Source organism: Christensenella timonensis, assembly GCF_900087015.1.
GTDB lineage: Bacteria > Bacillota > Clostridia > Christensenellales > Christensenellaceae > Christensenella > Christensenella timonensis.
Genome location: NZ_FLKP01000002.1, coordinates 2,129,428 through 2,145,302, shown reverse-complemented (window position 1 = coordinate 2,145,302; position 15,875 = coordinate 2,129,428). Strand labels below are relative to the sequence as shown.

The window sequence follows — 15,875 nt, the reverse complement described above, 5'->3', positions numbered from 1 at the left end:
ATCAGTATAACACAAACAGGGCGGCGGAAAACGGAAGAAGCGCAAAAGCGAATACGTTTTAGCGGCTGGCTGAATCGGACTTTCGATTTTTTTGGCTTTACAGAACGATTGCTGCCTGCTATCCTATTCACAGCGGATCAATAACGTTCATCATGGTTTAAAGGAGAATCGTTTTATTATGACGAAGCGTTTTAAATGGCGCGGTTTCAGCCCATCGCAACTGCTTGTATTTGGCTTTGGGATCATGATCCTGATGGGGACGATCCTTTTATCTTTGCCCATCGCCACCAAAAGCGGGTTGCCGATCCGTTTTCTGGACGCTTTGTTTACCGCGACCTCCGCTGTCTGCGTCACGGGCCTGAGCGTCTTTAACATCGGCGCTACGCTTTCCGTTTTTGGCCAGGTGACGCTGCTGGTATTGATCCAGCTGGGCGGGATCGGCTTTATGACCATGACCTCTATGCTGTATATGATGCTGGGCAAGCGCTTTACGCTGCGCGACCGCCTGGTTTTGCAAAGTTCCATGGACGACCCGCAGCTGCAGGGGATCGTCAAGATGGTGCGCGACATCCTCTTGATGACCGCAATCATCGAGGCGGGTGCGTTTTTGATTTTTGCGGTTCGTTTCGTACCCATGTTCGGGGTCGCGAACGGCCTTTATTACAGCCTGTTCCAGTCGGTATCCACATTCTGTAATTCCGGGTTCGAGCTGTTCGGCGCGGGCACGAACTTAAGCCTGTTTGCGGGCGACCCGCTCGTTATGGTCACTACCATGTGCGTTATGGTGCTGGGCGGGATCGGCTTTTATGTCATTTTGGATTTTTACAGGAAGGCCAAAAATAAAAAGCACCATTTGAGCCTGCATACCAAGGTCGCGGTGAGCGTCAGCGTTATCCTGACGTCCGTGGGCTTCGTGCTTTTTTTGCTCCTCGAATACAATAACCCGCGCACGCTGGGGGCGGAAAACGTGTCCGCGCCGGGCAAGGCGATGCTGGCGCTGTTCCAGTCGGTCTCCGCACGCACCGCAGGCTTTGCGGCCATCCCGCAGGACGGGCTTATGCCCGCATCCAAGATCGTGACCGCGGTGTGGATGTTTATCGGCGGGTCGCCCTCCAGTATGGCAGGAGGCATCAAAACGACGACGATCGCGCTTTTGTTCCTCTTTATCATGGCTATCATCCGCGGCAAGGAAGATGTGGTCGTTTTCAAGCGCACGGTGCGCAAAACGATCGTACTGCGCTCGGTCGTCACCACGGCGCTGGGCGTGGTTTTCGTATGTGTGGCGATCGGCATCGTTTCGCTCATCGAATACGACAACCCGATCACCCTCTCGGACACGGTTTACGAGGTGGTTTCCAGCTTCGGTACGGTGGGGCTGACCTCCGCCAATACCGCCCATTTCACCGACGCCAGCCGGATTGTATTCATCATATTGATGTACGGGGGGCGCGTGGGCATCTTTACATTCACGATGGCGTTGGCGGCGCGGCTGGAGCGGCCGGACGCGCGGATACGCTATCCCAAGGACAGTATCATGATCGGGTAGGGAACCTTGAAAGGCTTATTCTAAGGCCAAACAAAAACCGTTCCTGCCAGGAGCGGTTTTAATGCGGCAACATGCTTGATCCAACATGGCGACCGCGCGCAGGGCAACATAGAAGCGGTAAATATTTTTGGCGGAGGAAAGGCTGTTCTCTTTATTTCAATTCCTTTGCTTTTATGAAGCTATTACACTTTTTGATACCCTCCTCCAAGCGGCGGATGCCTTCCTTGATGTGCGGCGTATTTACACCATAGGATTTACGTAGGACATCCAATGCAGAATCGACAGAGGATTCCAAAGTTATCAATGCACTTATCAACTTTATGGTCAATATAGTAGTATCGCCATCTTCAGAGATGACAGTATTTTTATCTTTATACATAATGACTCCTCCATGCAAATTATAAACCAAACACAATATATACGCAAGTGCGTATACGCCCCTGCGGATAAAAAGTTAAAATCGCCTTGAGGGTGATTGAATGAATATCAAAGACGCGATCGTAGCCAGATTTCAAAAGTTATGCGTGCAGGAGGGGATCAAGCTGAATGAATTAGCGACTAGAGCAGGTATCACGCCTTCTACGGTTTACAGTATGATGGATAGCCGCAGGCGGGATTTGTCAGTCCTGACAGTCAAAAAGCTTTGCGACGGACTTGAGATGTCGGTTGCGGATTTTTTTGACGATGGGCTATTCAGGAATCTGGAACAGGAAATAAAGTGATTCAGATCCAAAAAAGACTGCAATTGCAGTCTTTTTGGATCTGAATGGTGATATAGCATATTATTAAAAAGGAATACAGAAGCAGCCAAACAGTAGTTGCCCTTTACAAGATACAATTATTTAAATTGCTCCGTTACCAATCTGTCAAACTGATCCGTCTTGACCCAATAGTTATAGCCTCGGACTAATTTGATAAAACCCCTATCCCTAAGGCGATAAAAAACAGTTTTCATAGAATTTTCTGATTTTATTCCTGTAATGACTCGGCCAATGCCATTTTTTATCGAATCATGCGTTTGCAAATATTCTACGATTATTTCCTCAGGAGATGCAAGTTTCTCATGGCGGATAACAACAAGGACAGATGTATCTGTTTCAGTTATTATTGGAGGTTTTAATCTTAATTTTTCCATTGCCTCAAAAGCAGTATTTAATCCTTCTCCAACATCTTTGTTGGGAGCACTTGGAAATTTATTGACAAGACGAACTATTTTAGGGTTTCGCGCAGTTTGAGAGTCGAGAATATTGCTGATTGTTACATATCCAGGAAGTTTGCCAGGGCTCTCAACTTCAACCCGATTATCAAAGATCCGTATTTGAATATCGGTTGCTATACTATAGTCTCTATGTAAAACGGCATTTGTAATAATCTCATGTAAAGTTTCATCCGGATATTCTATTGATTCAAATCCGATCCCCAGCTTTTTGATACCCTCGATTATTTCTTTGACTTTTTTTACCGCGTCATAGATTTGCGTATAAACTGACCCTTCAATTGTTAGGGGTTGGCCATCTAAATTATCTCGATCAGCCACAAAGCTTGTCTTGTATCTATATAATTTGATGGCGGATCTTTTTGGAAGAAAAATTTGAGGTTCATCGGTAAAGAGCATTACTCCTGCAACCGTGAGCGAATGATCCCTAACTAACTTTTGTTTAATAAGCCACTGTGTTTTTTCGATATTAGGAACAACATTTGAAGAAAAAAAGTCCATTATTTTTGAGGCAGTGGCATCAACAAGCATAGCTTCAGGAATACTTTCATTTTCGAATTGAGCAATTCCTTTATCTAACTCAAGTCGACGTAGTTTTTCTGGAGTATTGGCAGGATCGTTTTGCGCATTATGACGTACATATGCTGTACCATCCGTTGCATATACAATTGCAGCAGTTTTCATTACAGTTAATTGCAAAATGTATGAGTTCATAACTGGATGCTTAAGAAATGTTATTGCATAAAAATTTTCGAGTGGAGCAAGTTCAAGTAACATTTGTACAATTCCATTTGCTTCCTCAATACTAGCAAATCCATTATACGTACGTTTTTTGGTACGAGTCTCCTCCTCAATACCAATATAAATATCTCCCCCACTAGCATTTGCAAATGCGGATACTGTTTTTGATAATCTTGAAGGTTTTATATCTTTCGATTTTAATTCATTAAAATAATTTTCTCCAAGATGTAATACCTGATCAAAACGATCTGGAATTAAACATTCAGTTTCATAATTCATATGCATAAACTCCCCTAGAATATTAATTATGTATCACAACTAAATATATTATAGCATAGATTTTATTTTACAATAATAATAACACAAGTATTTGTTTGAATAGAACGAAGTAATGCATAAAATAGCGGCAGTTAAGTGGAAAGAGAATTTAGTATTCATAGATTATGAGGTTTTGAATTGTGGCTGTTAAATTTAATAATAAAAAACCGCTTAGAAAGCTGCATATATAGCCTTCTAAGCGGTTTTCTTGGTCTGGGTGACAGGAATTGAACCTGCGACCTCTTGAACCCCATTCAAGCACGCTACCAAACTGCGCCACACCCAGATATTCGGTTTTACAAGGACTTTTCTATTCTATCATATTTTCATGTTTTTGCAAGCCCTTTCTTCCTGATAAAAATGACGAAAATGGTATGAATGTATAGTGCGCGGACGTACGAAGTGGTATACTATACATAAATTCAAAATGGAGCAAAACGATTATGAAGACTGTTGCATTGGTGGGCACCTTTGATTCCAAAGGCGCAGAGTATTTGTATGTGAAAGGGCTGCTGAATGATGTGGGGATCGACGTATTGACGATCCACAGCGGCGTTTTCAGGAGCGCGTTTACGCCTGACGTCAGCAACGCGGAGGTGGCGCAGGCGGCAGGGGAAGACATCGCGGAGCTCGCGCGGGCAAAAGACCGCGCGCGGGCGACAGCGGCGCTTTCAAAGGGGATCGAAATTTTATTGCCCAGGCTTTTTGGCGAAGGGAAATTCGACGGGGTGCTTTCGTTCGGCGGGTCGGGCGGTACGTCCATCGTAACGCCGGGCATGCGCGCGCTGCCCATCGGCGTACCCAAAATCATGGTTTCTACGGTCGCGGCGGGCGACGTTTCCGTATATGTGGGCACAAGCGATATCATCATGTATCCGTCGATCGTGGATGTAGCTGGCTTAAATTCGCTTTCTATGAAAATTTTCTCCAACGCGGCGCACGCGATGGCGGGTATGCTGAAATTTGAGGCGGCGCAGCAGGTGGAAAAAAAGCCGCTGGTCGCAGCGACGATGTTCGGCGTGACTACGCCGTGCGTTGATTTTGCGCGCGAATACCTGGAAGAACGCGGCTATGAGGTGCTGGTGTTCCACGCGACGGGCGCGGGTGGTTTGGCGATGGAGAACCTGATCGCCTCCGGTTTTTTCGAGGGGGTGCTCGACCTCACGACGACGGAATGGTGCGACGAGCTTTTCGGCGGTATCCTCGCGGCAGGGAAGGAGCGCATGGATGCGGCGGCACGCTGCGGCGTACCGCAGGTGGCGTCCGTAGGCGCGCTCGACATGGTGAACTTCGGGCCGCAAAGCAGTGTGCCGGAAAAATACCATGGACGCAATTTTTACCGCCACAACCCTACGACGACGCTCATGCGTACGACGGAAGAGGAAAACAGGCAGCTGGGGCGCGTGATCGCCGGGAAGCTCAACCAGAGTACAGGCCCGGCGGCTTTGATGCTGCCGCTTCGGGGCGTTTCCATGATCGACAAAGAGGGCGAGCCGTTTTATGGGCCGGGGGAAGATGCGGCGCTGTTTGAAGCGATCCGCGAAAATATCGACCCGGACAAGGTCGAGCTGATCGAGATGGATCATCATATCAACGACGCGGCGTTCGCGAGGGCTGCCGCGCAGAAATTAATCGACGAAATCAATAGCAAAAAGGAGAGGTAATTATGCAAAGACAAGAGATCATCCGCAGGTTAAAGGAACAGGGCGCACAGGGAAAGATCATCCTCGGCGCGGGCGCAGGCACGGGTATTTCGGCGAAATTCGGCGAGATGGGCGGCGTAGACCTGATCATCATTTATAATTCCGGGCGTTACCGCATGGCGGGGCGCGGGTCGCTCGCGGGATTGCTTTCCTACGGCGACGCGAACCAGATCGTCGTGGAAATGGGCAGCGAGGTGCTGCCTGTCGTCAAGGATACGCCGGTCATGGCGGGCGTATGCGGAACCGACCCTTTCCGCCTGATGGACGTTTTCCTAAAGCAGCTCAAGGAGCAGGGTTTTTCCGGCGTGCAGAATTTCCCGACGGTGGGGCTCATTGACGGGATGTTCCGTGCAAACCTCGAGGAGACGGGCATGGGCTATGACGTGGAGGTGGACATGATCCGCAAGGCGCGCGAGCTCGACCTGTTTACCTGCCCGTATGTGTTCAACGAAGAGGACGCGAGAAAGATGGCTGGAGCGGGCGCCGACTGCCTGGTGGCGCACATGGGGCTTACCACCAAGGGTTCCATCGGCGCACAGACGGCGCTGACGCTGGACGATTGCGTGACGCGCGTGCAGGCGATTTGCGACGCGGGACGCGCGGTCAACCCGGATATTTTCGTGATCTGCCACGGCGGCCCGATCGCAGAGCCGGAGGACGCACAGTACGTGATCAGCCGTACGAAAGGCGTGGACGGCTTCTTCGGCGCGTCGAGTATCGAGCGCTTTGCCGCGGAGGTGGGCATCCGCCAGCAGGCAGAGGCGTTCAAGAATATTAAAAAATAAGCTTTTGGCGTATCGCGGGGAAGGGCGCTGCCGAAAATGCGGCGCTCTTTTTTGCACATAAAAGATGAAATGTGGTATAATTACATAATTAACCAATGGTTACATAATTAATGAAAACAATGTCTAAGGGGGAGAAAGATGAAAAAGAAACACCTGGCAGCGCTGCTCCTTGTATGCGCGTTGTTTTTGTTTGCGGGATGTGCGGCAGCGCCGCGGCAGGAGGGGATGGATATCTCCGGGACGTATGTCGGCAAGGAAACGTATATCGCGCAGAACCCGGACAATGAGGGCGGGCTGCCCGACGTACTGACCTTTGACTGGGTATGGACGCTTGAAAAGGGCGAAAACGGCCTGTACCGCGTAACGTTCGAGCACGAAGCCACGCCGGCTGTCGGCAAGATCGCGGCGATGGACGCGGTGAAAACGGGTATCAACAATGTGCCGCTGACAAACGGCAGCATCGGCATACCGAATTATGTGTACCTGGCATTCGAGGAAAAGGACGGGCAGATGACCGCATACGGTACGTTCAACGTATTGCAGTCTACCGGGGAAGTGGACGTGCGCGTGGTCAGCCTTGTGCGGGTGGGGAAGTAAGCCCGGAGGGCAGCGGTTTGCCCGTCATATACATGGTATAGGTGCAGGTGCACACCACATGGTTGCCTTCGTTGAAGATTGTCACGTCGCATACGCCGATCTTGGCGCCGCAGTGCATCTCTCGCGCGACTGCTTTCAGTTTGCCGCCGGACGTGGGGCGGATATAATTGATCGCGCTGTTTAAGGTGACGCACAGGCTGCCGTGCGAGATGAGCGCGGTGCCCGCCGCGACGTCCGCAAGCGTGAAAAGCGCGCCGCCGTGCATGGTGCCCATGAAGTTGGTGCGATCCGGTGCAAAGTCCATTTCCGCTTCGGCGAACCCCTTGCCAAGTTTTGTGAGCCGTATCCCGTTTTTTCTGCTGAACATATCGTGCCCGTTGAAGTAATCGATAAATTCCTGATGATCCATAGGTGTCCTTTCCTGTTTGCATAATCAAAAAAGGCGGGATACCTGTACCCCGCCCGGCCTTTAATCTTCAAAGAATACCAATTGCTGTTTGTTGACGTCGCCCGAGCCGAGCGTGACGACGATGTCGCCCGGCTGCCAGTTTTTGAGGAGGTAATCCTTGATTTCCGCAAACGTCGGGATATACAGGCAGATGGCCGAATTGGCGTTGACCGCCGCGACCACGTCGCGCGCGTGGATGCCCTGCGTATCCGTGTCGCGACCCGGATAGATGTCCGGCATGATGACCTCGTCGGCGTCTTTGAAACACAGCGCGTATTTGTCTTTTAAGGTGCGCGCACGGGTGTATGAGTTACACTGGAACACCACCCAAAGCTTGTTGTGCGGAACCAGCTTTGCGGCCTCCAGGCACGCTTCGATCTCGCTGGGGTGGTGCGCGTAGTCGTGGAAAACCTTCACGCCGCTGCGTTCGCCCATGAACTCGAACCGCCTGCCTGCGAGCTTGTAATTTTTGAGCGCGCGGATAGAGGTCGCCGCGTCCACGCCGAATACTTCACAGGCAAAGGCTGTGGCCGCGAGGGCGTTGCGCAGGTTGTGCAGGCCAGGCACGGTAAGCTCGAGCCGTCCCAGCTTTTCGCCGTGATACATGACGTCGCCGCTGCCAAAGCCGAACTCGTTAAAAGAGACGTTATCCAAATACCAGTCGCTCTGCCCTCCGTTGTTGTAGGTCACGATACGGCAGGACGCATGTTCCTTCAGGCGGTAGGCAAGCTCGTCCGACTGGTTTAAGAGCAGGACGCCGTTTTCATCGAGCTTTTCGATAAACTCGACAAAGGTGTTGAAGATATCGTCGATGTCGCGGTAGCAGTCAAGATGGTCGTCGTCGATGTTGTTGACGAGGATATGCGTGGGGTGCAGCGTCAAAAAGCTGCGCACGTATTCGCAAGCTTCGGTGATGAACGCATCGCCCTTGCCGATCTTCACGCCGCCGTCCAGGAAATCCACCATGCCGCCCACATGCACGGTAGCGTCCTGCCCCGTGTTTTGCATGATGAGCGCCAGCATGGAAGTGATCGTCGTTTTGCCGTGGCAGCCCGCGATGCAGGCGACACGCTTATAATGCGCGGAAATGAGGCCCAAAAGCCGGGAGCGCTCGAGCATGGGGATGTCGTGGCTTGCGGCGTACGCATATTCCGGGTTGTACGGCTTGATGGCCGCGGAATAAACCACGAGGCCCGCGCCGTGTACATTTTTTTCATCATGCCCGATGGTGACGGGGATGCTGCGTTTTTTGAGCTGGGCGGTGAAAGCGGACTCCTTCATATCGGAGCCGGTGACCATGAACCCGTTTGCGTGCACGATCTGCGCCAGCCCGCTCATGGAGCAGCCTCCGATCCCGATAAAGTGGATCGGTTTGCCTTGTAAGGCCGAAAAATCTATATCCATTTTGTTCTCCCGTTAAAATTTCGCCGTATACAATAAACGGCGTATCTATTATACTGAATATGTAATATTTCTGCAACTAAAACCTGCGCATGGGGGGTAAGCATGGGAAACAAGAAACAAAGGATAGCGATGATGTGCGCATTACTCGCCAAAAATCCAAACAAATTGTATTCCCTGAATTATTTTCAGGAGATGTTCGGTGCGGCGAAGTCCAGCCTTTCGGAGGATGCGTCGGTCGTCAAGCAGGCGTTTTGCGACGCGGGCATCGGCCGCGTGGAAACGGTGGCGGGCGCGCGCGGCGGGATCCGCTATGTGCCGCATATGCCCGCGCAGGCACAGGAACGCTTTAAGCAGGAGCTTGCGCGGAAGATGTCGGATACGTCGCGCATCCTGCCCGGCGGGTATATGTTTTTGGTCGATCTTTTCTGTACGCCGTATTACGTGGACGGCATGGCGCAGATCATTGCGGAATGGTTCATGGACAAGAAGGCGGATTTTATCGTCACGGTGGAAACAAAGGGCGTGCCCCTCGCCATGAGCGTGGCGCGCATCTTAAACCTGCCGCTTGCCATTGCGCGCAGGGAGAGCAAATTAACGGACGGCTCCGTCGTTTCGATCAATTACCTTTCCGGCTCGTCGCGGCGCTTGCAGACGATGTCGTTATCCAAAAGGCTCATCCGCGAGGGGGGGCGCGCGCTCGTCATCGACGACTTCATCGGCGGCGGAGGGACGATCAAGGCGATCAGCGACATGCTGGGCGAATTCCATATTTCCGTGGTGGGGACGGGCGCGGCCATCGTCAACCGCTATCCCCAGAAAAAGAGGATCAGCGACTATAAAACGATATTCGTCCTGGAGGAATTGAGCGAAACGAAAATCGAGTTTTCGACCTGATGAACACAAAAAGGAACGCCGGAAAAGCTGTCAATGGACGCAAATATTGATTTTTAGGAAATTCTGTGATAGAATAACAAAAAAATTAAATAAATTCAGAATGTTTTTTTGTGCAATATACTTTGCTGTGGTATAGGCATGAATGGTATCAGTCATAGACAAGACAAGGTGGAGGATTGAATATGAACATTACAGACATTCGCATCAGAAAGATCGACGGCACAGGTAAAATGAAGGCAATCGTTTCTGTCACCTTTGATGACATGTTCGTGGTCCACGACATGAAAATCATCGAGGGCGCGAGCGGGCTTTTCATCGCTATGCCCAGCAGGAAAACGCCGAGCGGGGAGTATAAGGATATCGCACATCCGATCAACTCTGAGACACGTGAAATGATCCAGCAGGTGATACTGAAGGAATATGAAAATATGCCTGAAGACCAGACGGATACGTTCGGCACGGAGGACAGCTATTGATTCACAGCGAAAAGAAAGAACCCTTGTGCGGGGTTCTTTTTTTGCGTATAATGAGATGGGTAAAAAACCGGTTTGAAACCGTTTGAAGGAGATTTTCAATATGGGTAACAAATATGCGGCGGTGATCCTTGCGGCGGGCGAAGGCACGCGGATGAAATCCAAAACGCCGAAGGTACTGCATGAGATCGCCGGGCTTTCCATGCTCGAATGGGTGCTGCGCGCTTCCAAAGGGGCGGACGCGGAAAAGTGTATCGTCGTGTGCGGCAGGGGCGCGGACGAGCTGAAAGAAAGGTTTGGCGACAGCGTATTGTACGCGGAGCAGGCGGAGCGCAAGGGCAGCGGGCATGCCGTGATGTGCGCGTCGCACTTGCTGGAAGGGTTTGAGGGCTATACGCTGATCATCGCGGGGGACATGCCCCTGCTGCGGCAGGAGACGGTCGCGGCGATGGCCGCGGCGGCTCAGGCGGGCAACTACGCCTGCACCATGCTGACGGCGGAGCTTGACAATCCGTATGGATACGGGCGTATTCTGCGCAACGAATTGGGCGATGTGGTCGCCATCGTGGAGGAAAAGGACGCGACGGATAAGCAGCGCGCCGTGCGCGAGGTCAACGCTTCGTGTTATTGCGTATGCACGCCGCTTTTGCTGGAATGTTTGAAGGAGCTTAAGCCTGCAAACGCGCAGGGGGAATATTATATCACGGACATCGTGGGACTGCTCAACGCCAAAGGCGAGAAGGTGGGCGCTTATGTCGCGCCGGACGCACGGGAGTGCATGGGCGTCAACGACAGGGCGCAGCTTGCACAGTGCGCGCAGGTACTGCGGGCGCGCATCGCAGAGCAGCACATGAAAAACGGCGTGAGCATGGTGGATCCCCAAACGGTATATATCGACGCGGACGTCAAGATCGGCAGGGATACGCTGATCTATCCTGGTGTGACGCTGCAAAGCGGGTGCGTGATTGGCGAGGACGTCACGCTGTACCCGGGCTCGCGCATTGCAAACAGCGTGATCGGCAAGGGGACGACGGTGCAGAATTCCGTGATTTTGGACGCGACGGTCGGCGAAAACACGACGGTCGGGCCGTACGCGTATGTGCGCCCGGGCTCTGGTATCGGCGATGGGTGCCGCATTGGGGATTTTGTGGAAGTGAAAAACTCCAACATCGGCAACGGCACGAAGGTATCGCACCTCACGTACATCGGCGACGCGGATTTCGGCGAGCGCATTAACGTGGGCTGCGGCGTGGTGGTCGTCAATTACGACGGAAAAAAGAAATTCCGCACGAGCGTGGGCGACGGCGCTTTCATCGGCTGCAACACGAACCTTGTTTCGCCGGTCAGCGTGGGCAGGGAAACGTATATCGCCGCCGGCTCGACGATCACGGAGGACATACCGGACAAGGCCTTTGCCATCGCCCGCTCGCGGCAGACGGTGAAAACGGGCTGGAAGGATAAGAGGAAGTAAGCGTGTTTTTTGTGTTTGGATTGGGAAATCCGGGATTAAAATATAAGAATACGCGGCACAATGCGGGCTGGTGCGCCGTAGACGTGCTGGCAAAGCGGCACGGCATCAAGCTGAAAAAAACGAAGTTCGACGCGCTCGCGGGCCAGGGCATGATCGGCGGGCAAAAGGTCATTCTGGCAAAGCCCACGACCTTTATGAACAACAGCGGCTACGCGGTGGACGGGATGCTCGACTATTATGATGCGGGGCTTGAAAACCTGATCGTGATGTATGACGATATCGATATCCCGTTCGGGTCGCTGCGCATACGCGACAAGGGCAGCGCGGGCACGCACAACGGCATGCGCTCGATCCTGGGTTATACGAAATCGGGCGATTTTACGCGTATACGCATCGGCATCGGCAAGCCACGCTCGAACCTGGTGGGGCATGTGCTGGGCAAATTCGAGAAGGAAAAACGCGGCGACGCACAGGCGCTTTTCGAGCGCGCTGCGGACGCGTGCGAACGCGTGATTACGGACGGCGTAAACTCCGCCCAGGCGGAGTTTAATAAATAGGGAGTGGCGGCTGTGCGGTAGGAAACAGGCCGCGCCTGCCATGTGTTATCTGCCTACTTGCTCAGACAACAGACGCGCTGCGCGCCGTCTAACTCGCATACGGCAGATAACACGATGCCGCGCGCTATGTCTTGTTATATGCGTGATCTAAGGCTGCGGTAAGCTTTGTTAATAGGAAGCGTGTCGGCTGGCGGCAACAAAGACTGATAGGAAGCATGCGCGAAGCGATTGCTTACAAGAGGAGACATCATTTGAACGATACGATCAGCCCGCTGATCGAAAAGAGCGGGGCATTTGAAGAGGTTTTGCAGTGTGTCCGAGGGGGAAAATTGCCCTGCTCGGTTTTTGGCGTTACCCAAAACGCAAAACCATACTTTGCGCAGGCGTTAAGAAAGAGCGCGCACAGGCAGGTGCTGTGCATCACGGCGACGGAGCAGGGCGCGCGCGATATGGCGGCCGCGTCGGGCGGCGTGCTGTTCCCGGACGACGATTTTTCGCTGCGCAGCGTGGAGGCCAAGGGCAGGGAAGAAGAGCTTGTACGCGTGGGCATCCTCAAAAACACCGCGCGCAGCAAGGGCACGGTATTCCTTTCCGTGCGCGCGTTTTTGAGCCGCATGATGCCGCCGGAACGCTTTGCGGCCTCGTGTTTCCTGGTAAAGGCAAGAAAGCAATACGAAATGGACGCTTTGATGGAGGCGCTCGCGCAAAACGGGTATGAGCACGCGGGCACGGTCTATTCCAGGGGCGAATTTGCCCGCAGGGGCGAGATCCTCGACGTTTTCCCCCCGGACAGCAAGCGCCCGATCCGCGTGACGTTTTTTGACGACGAGGTCGAGAGCATCCGTTTTTTCGACAGCGAGACGCAGAAATCGGAGGGCAGCCCGCTGGAGGAATACCTGCTGCCGCCCGCGCGGGAGGTCGTGCTGGACAGCGGGGCAAAGGAAAAGCTGTGCGCATACCTCGAAAAGCAGGAAAACCGCGAGCTGGCGCAGCGGCTTGCGGTGGCGGTGGAGGAATACGGCAATTTTGACAATTCGGATACCTTTTTGCCTGTGATGTTCCCGCCGGCGTATATTACGGACTATTTCCCGGAGGCGCTTTTGCTGTTCGACGATTTTGAATATGTGTACGCGGAAGCAAAGCGGCTCAAAACCGAATTCGACGACGCGTGCGCACGGCTGGTCAGGGAAGGCGAGGCGTTTTCGGCCCAGTGCGAAAGCATCGGCACGTTGACGCCCGTATTAAAGCAAAAGGAAGGATATATCCTCGACATGGCGGGCGGCAGGAACGCGCGGTTGAAAACCGTGTGCGAGGCGGATATGCAAATGCGCGCAGCGCCCGGTTATAACGGGCGCATCGATATGCTGGCAGGGGCCGTTAAGGACCGTTTGAAGCACGGTTACGCCGTCGTTTTGTGTGCGGGCGGAAAGGCGCAGTCCTTAAGCGAGGCGCTGAAGGAATTCGACATCATTGCGCCCGTTGCGGAAAAGCCACAGGAAAAGGGCGTGTTTATCAGCGGGGAATATGTCGCGTACGGCTTCGAGATCCCCTCGGCACGTACCATCGTTTTGGGGCTCAATGACATTTACGGGCGTGTGCGCAAGAAGGCTGCGGGCAAAAAAGCGCCGAGGCAGGGGAGCGAGGAGGATATCTTCAGCGACCTTAAGCCGGGCGATTTTGTGGTGCACGACGTACACGGCAAAGGGAAATATTTAGGGCTCAAAACGCTGGAAGCAGGCGGCAACGTCGCCGAATATATGGAGCTTGAGTACCGCGGCGGGGATAAGCTTTACATCCCCACGGCGCAGATCGACCGCGTACAGAAATACATCGGCAGCGAGGATGCGCCGCCGCAATTATCCAGGCTGGGCGGCAAGGAATGGGAGAACGCCAAGACAAAGGCGCGTGAATCCGCCTTAAAGCTTGCTTTCGACCTGGTGGCGCTGTACGCGCAGCGCTTTGAGAGCAACGGGCATGCGTTTGCGGAGGACACGGTATGGCAAAAGCAATTCGAGGACGCGTTTTTATACGAAGAAACGGACGGGCAGCTTAGGAGCATCGAGCAGATCAAGAAGGATATGGAATCGCCGCGCGTGATGGACAGGCTGCTTTTGGGCGACGTGGGCTACGGTAAGACGGAGGTGGCGATGCGCGCCGCCATGAAGGCGGTGATGGACGGCAAGCAGGTGGCGGTGCTCGTACCGACGACGTTGCTTGCGCGCCAGCACCTGAAAACGTTCCGCGAACGGTTCGCGGATTTCCCCGTGACCATTGCCGGGCTTTCCCGTTTTTCCAAGTCCCTCCACAAGGAGGTGCTTGCCGACCTCAAACGCGGTAAGATCGATATCATCATCGGTACGCACCGGCTGCTGTCAAGCGACGTGCATTTCAACGACCTGGGCCTGTTGATCGTAGACGAGGAACAGCGGTTCGGGGTCTCGCACAAGGAAAAGATCAAGCTGATGCGGCAGAGCGTGGATGTGCTGACGCTGTCGGCAACGCCTATCCCGCGCACTTTGGAGATGTCCATGGTGGGCATCCGCGACTTAAGCACCATCGATACGCCGCCCGCCATGCGAAAGCAGCCGTATTCGTATGTGATGCGCTATTCGGACGGGCTTTTGGCAGACGCGATCATGCGCGAGATAAACCGCGGCGGACAGGTCTATTTGGTATGCAGGCAGATACGCGAAATGGATAAGCTGATCGCAGACGTCAAACGCAACGTGCCGCAGGCGCGGGTCGCGGCGGCGCACGGGCAGATGGGCGAGGCGGAATTGGAACGCGTGGTCGGCGGGTTTATCGACGGGGAATACGACGTGCTGGTATGCACGACCATCATCGAAAGCGGTATCGATATCCCCAGCGTGAACACGATCATCGTGTATGAGGCGGACAAGTTCGGCCTGTCGCAGCTCTACCAGCTCAAGGGGCGCGTGGGGCGTTCGGACAAAAATTCGTATGCATACTTTACCTACCTGGGCGACGGCAGCATGAAGGAAAACGCGGCCAAGCGAATGGCGGCGATCCGCGAGTTCACGCAGCTTGGAAGCGGTTTTAAAATCGCCATGCGCGACTTGCAGATCCGCGGCGCGGGCAACCTTCTGGGGCCGGAGCAGAGCGGACACATGGCGACGGTGGGTTATGCGATGTACTGTAAGCTGATGCGCGAGGCGGTGGCGACGGCGAAGGGCAAGCACGTGAAGGCGGAGGTGGATACGGCGGTGGAGCTGAACGTCCCGGCGTATATCCCCGACCGATACATCAAAAACCAGACGGACAAGATGGATATCTACAAGCTGGTATCCAAGATCAAGAGCGTGGGCGACGCAAAGGCGGCTTCGAGGGATATTGCCGACCGTTACGGCAAGGTTCCCAAGGAGGTCAATAACCTGATCGTGGCGGCGACCATCAAGGCCTACGCGTCTGCGGCGGGCATTGCCAGCGTGATCAAGAAACGCGACAGCATCGAGCTGAAATATGACGAGCAGGTGCAGCCACATGTAAAAAAACTGTTAAAAATCGTCGAATCGCATAAAGATCGTGTTATACTGAGACCGTCGGCGCCGCCGGTTATCGTTTACAAGACCAAAAAAGATATGCAGTTAAGCGGCTTCCTGGAGTTTTTGAGCCAGCTTCGGCTGAGGTGAAAAGGAACCGGGCTGCGACGTTTTTTTAATATTTCGTTGCGCAGACGGGGATGGTGCTGTATAATAAGTTCG

The 15,875-nt window shown here is 53.3% G+C and carries 14 protein-coding genes and 1 tRNA gene; 10 read left to right on the top strand and 5 right to left on the bottom strand.

Annotation, left to right across the window (positions count from 1 at the left end):
* Positions 1 to 178: 178 nt before the first annotated feature.
* Complete coding sequence (locus BN6471_RS11585) at positions 179 to 1,546, top strand: TrkH family potassium uptake protein (RefSeq protein WP_066649239.1); 1,368 nt, start codon at positions 179 to 181, stop codon at positions 1,544 to 1,546.
* A 151-nt stretch (positions 1,547 to 1,697) separates the two neighbouring features.
* Here BN6471_RS11585 and BN6471_RS11580 read toward each other — a convergent pair whose 3' ends face one another.
* Positions 1,698 to 1,925, bottom strand: a complete 228-nt coding sequence (locus BN6471_RS11580; RefSeq protein WP_066649237.1) for a hypothetical protein — start codon at positions 1,923 to 1,925, stop codon at positions 1,698 to 1,700.
* A 100-nt stretch (positions 1,926 to 2,025) separates the two neighbouring features.
* On the opposite strand from BN6471_RS11580, the gene BN6471_RS11575 reads away from it, so the two are divergent.
* Positions 2,026 to 2,268: a helix-turn-helix domain-containing protein gene (locus BN6471_RS11575; RefSeq protein WP_066649235.1), complete on the top strand. Its 243-nt coding sequence runs from the start codon at positions 2,026 to 2,028 to the stop codon at positions 2,266 to 2,268.
* Positions 2,269 to 2,384: 116 nt separating this feature from the next.
* Here the strand turns inward: BN6471_RS11575 and BN6471_RS11570 are convergent, their stop codons facing one another.
* Together BN6471_RS11570 and BN6471_RS11565 are read right to left on the bottom strand one after the other, a co-directional pair.
* Positions 2,385 to 3,782, bottom strand: a complete 1,398-nt coding sequence (locus BN6471_RS11570) for an ATP-binding protein (protein ID WP_066649232.1) — start codon at positions 3,780 to 3,782, stop codon at positions 2,385 to 2,387.
* A 248-nt stretch (positions 3,783 to 4,030) separates the two neighbouring features.
* Positions 4,031 to 4,107 (bottom strand) — tRNA-Pro (locus BN6471_RS11565).
* 157 nt (positions 4,108 to 4,264) lie between these two features.
* On the opposite strand from BN6471_RS11565, the gene BN6471_RS11560 reads away from it, so the two are divergent.
* The 3 genes from BN6471_RS11560 to BN6471_RS11550 all read left to right on the top strand — a co-directional run bounded on the left by BN6471_RS11560 (position 4,265) and on the right by BN6471_RS11550 (position 6,906).
* Entirely contained in the window at positions 4,265 to 5,485 is a 1,221-nt protein-coding gene (locus tag BN6471_RS11560; protein ID WP_066649230.1) for a Tm-1-like ATP-binding domain-containing protein, read from the top strand.
* Between the two features lie 2 nt (positions 5,486 to 5,487).
* The gene (locus tag BN6471_RS11555; protein ID WP_066649228.1) at positions 5,488 to 6,309 is read left to right on the top strand and encodes a phosphoenolpyruvate hydrolase family protein; all 822 of its coding nucleotides are present in this window, start codon (positions 5,488 to 5,490) and stop codon (positions 6,307 to 6,309) included.
* A 138-nt stretch (positions 6,310 to 6,447) separates the two neighbouring features.
* Positions 6,448 to 6,906 carry a hypothetical protein gene (locus BN6471_RS11550; RefSeq protein ID WP_066649226.1) on the top strand — a complete coding sequence of 153 codons (459 nt, stop codon included), beginning with the start codon at positions 6,448 to 6,450 and terminating at the stop codon, positions 6,904 to 6,906.
* Here BN6471_RS11550 and BN6471_RS11545 read toward each other — a convergent pair.
* Entirely contained in the window at positions 6,881 to 7,315 is a 435-nt protein-coding gene (locus tag BN6471_RS11545) for a PaaI family thioesterase (protein WP_066649224.1), read from the bottom strand. The genes BN6471_RS11550 and BN6471_RS11545 overlap by 26 nt on opposite strands.
* Positions 7,316 to 7,375: 60 nt before the next feature.
* Positions 7,376 to 8,758: a UDP-N-acetylmuramate--L-alanine ligase gene (gene murC, locus BN6471_RS11540; RefSeq protein ID WP_066649221.1), complete on the bottom strand. Its 1,383-nt coding sequence runs from the start codon at positions 8,756 to 8,758 to the stop codon at positions 7,376 to 7,378.
* Positions 8,759 to 8,860: 102 nt separating this feature from the next.
* Between murC and purR the strand changes: the two genes are divergently transcribed.
* The 5 genes from purR (at position 8,861) to mfd (ending at position 15,803) form a co-directional block, all read left to right on the top strand.
* Complete coding sequence (gene purR / locus BN6471_RS11535; protein WP_066649218.1) at positions 8,861 to 9,652, top strand: pur operon repressor; 792 nt, start codon at positions 8,861 to 8,863, stop codon at positions 9,650 to 9,652.
* Between the two features lie 182 nt (positions 9,653 to 9,834).
* Positions 9,835 to 10,128: a septation regulator SpoVG gene (gene spoVG / locus BN6471_RS11530; protein ID WP_066649216.1), complete on the top strand. Its 294-nt coding sequence runs from the start codon at positions 9,835 to 9,837 to the stop codon at positions 10,126 to 10,128.
* 100 nt (positions 10,129 to 10,228) lie between these two features.
* Complete coding sequence (glmU, locus tag BN6471_RS11525; protein ID WP_066649213.1) at positions 10,229 to 11,596, top strand: bifunctional UDP-N-acetylglucosamine diphosphorylase/glucosamine-1-phosphate N-acetyltransferase GlmU; 1,368 nt, start codon at positions 10,229 to 10,231, stop codon at positions 11,594 to 11,596.
* Positions 11,597 to 11,598: 2 nt separating this feature from the next.
* Complete coding sequence (gene pth / locus BN6471_RS11520; protein WP_066649210.1) at positions 11,599 to 12,153, top strand: aminoacyl-tRNA hydrolase; 555 nt, start codon at positions 11,599 to 11,601, stop codon at positions 12,151 to 12,153.
* A gap of 251 nt (positions 12,154 to 12,404) precedes the next feature.
* On the top strand, positions 12,405 to 15,803 hold the full coding sequence (mfd, locus tag BN6471_RS11515; RefSeq protein WP_162270208.1) for a transcription-repair coupling factor: 3,399 nt from the start codon (positions 12,405 to 12,407) through the stop codon (positions 15,801 to 15,803).
* The last annotated feature ends 72 nt before the right edge of the window (positions 15,804 to 15,875 follow it).

What these genes read in the sequence shown, in the direction of transcription:
- murC (WP_066649221.1), bottom strand. Translation starts at nt 8,758, where the DNA reads ATGGATATAGATTTTTCGGCCTTACAAGGCAAACCGATCCACTTTATC.
- BN6471_RS11550 (WP_066649226.1), top strand. Translation starts at nt 6,448, where the DNA reads ATGAAAAAGAAACACCTGGCAGCGCTGCTCCTTGTATGCGCGTTGTTT.
- BN6471_RS11585 (WP_066649239.1), top strand. Translation starts at nt 179, where the DNA reads ATGACGAAGCGTTTTAAATGGCGCGGTTTCAGCCCATCGCAACTGCTT.
- BN6471_RS11545 (WP_066649224.1), bottom strand. Translation starts at nt 7,315, where the DNA reads ATGGATCATCAGGAATTTATCGATTACTTCAACGGGCACGATATGTTC.
- glmU (WP_066649213.1), top strand. Translation starts at nt 10,229, where the DNA reads ATGGGTAACAAATATGCGGCGGTGATCCTTGCGGCGGGCGAAGGCACG.
- BN6471_RS11555 (WP_066649228.1), top strand. Translation starts at nt 5,488, where the DNA reads ATGCAAAGACAAGAGATCATCCGCAGGTTAAAGGAACAGGGCGCACAG.
- BN6471_RS11560 (WP_066649230.1), top strand. Translation starts at nt 4,265, where the DNA reads ATGAAGACTGTTGCATTGGTGGGCACCTTTGATTCCAAAGGCGCAGAG.
- spoVG (WP_066649216.1), top strand. Translation starts at nt 9,835, where the DNA reads ATGAACATTACAGACATTCGCATCAGAAAGATCGACGGCACAGGTAAA.
- purR (WP_066649218.1), top strand. Translation starts at nt 8,861, where the DNA reads ATGGGAAACAAGAAACAAAGGATAGCGATGATGTGCGCATTACTCGCC.
- BN6471_RS11580 (WP_066649237.1), bottom strand. Translation starts at nt 1,925, where the DNA reads ATGTATAAAGATAAAAATACTGTCATCTCTGAAGATGGCGATACTACT.
- BN6471_RS11570 (WP_066649232.1), bottom strand. Translation starts at nt 3,782, where the DNA reads ATGAATTATGAAACTGAATGTTTAATTCCAGATCGTTTTGATCAGGTA.
- BN6471_RS11575 (WP_066649235.1), top strand. Translation starts at nt 2,026, where the DNA reads ATGAATATCAAAGACGCGATCGTAGCCAGATTTCAAAAGTTATGCGTG.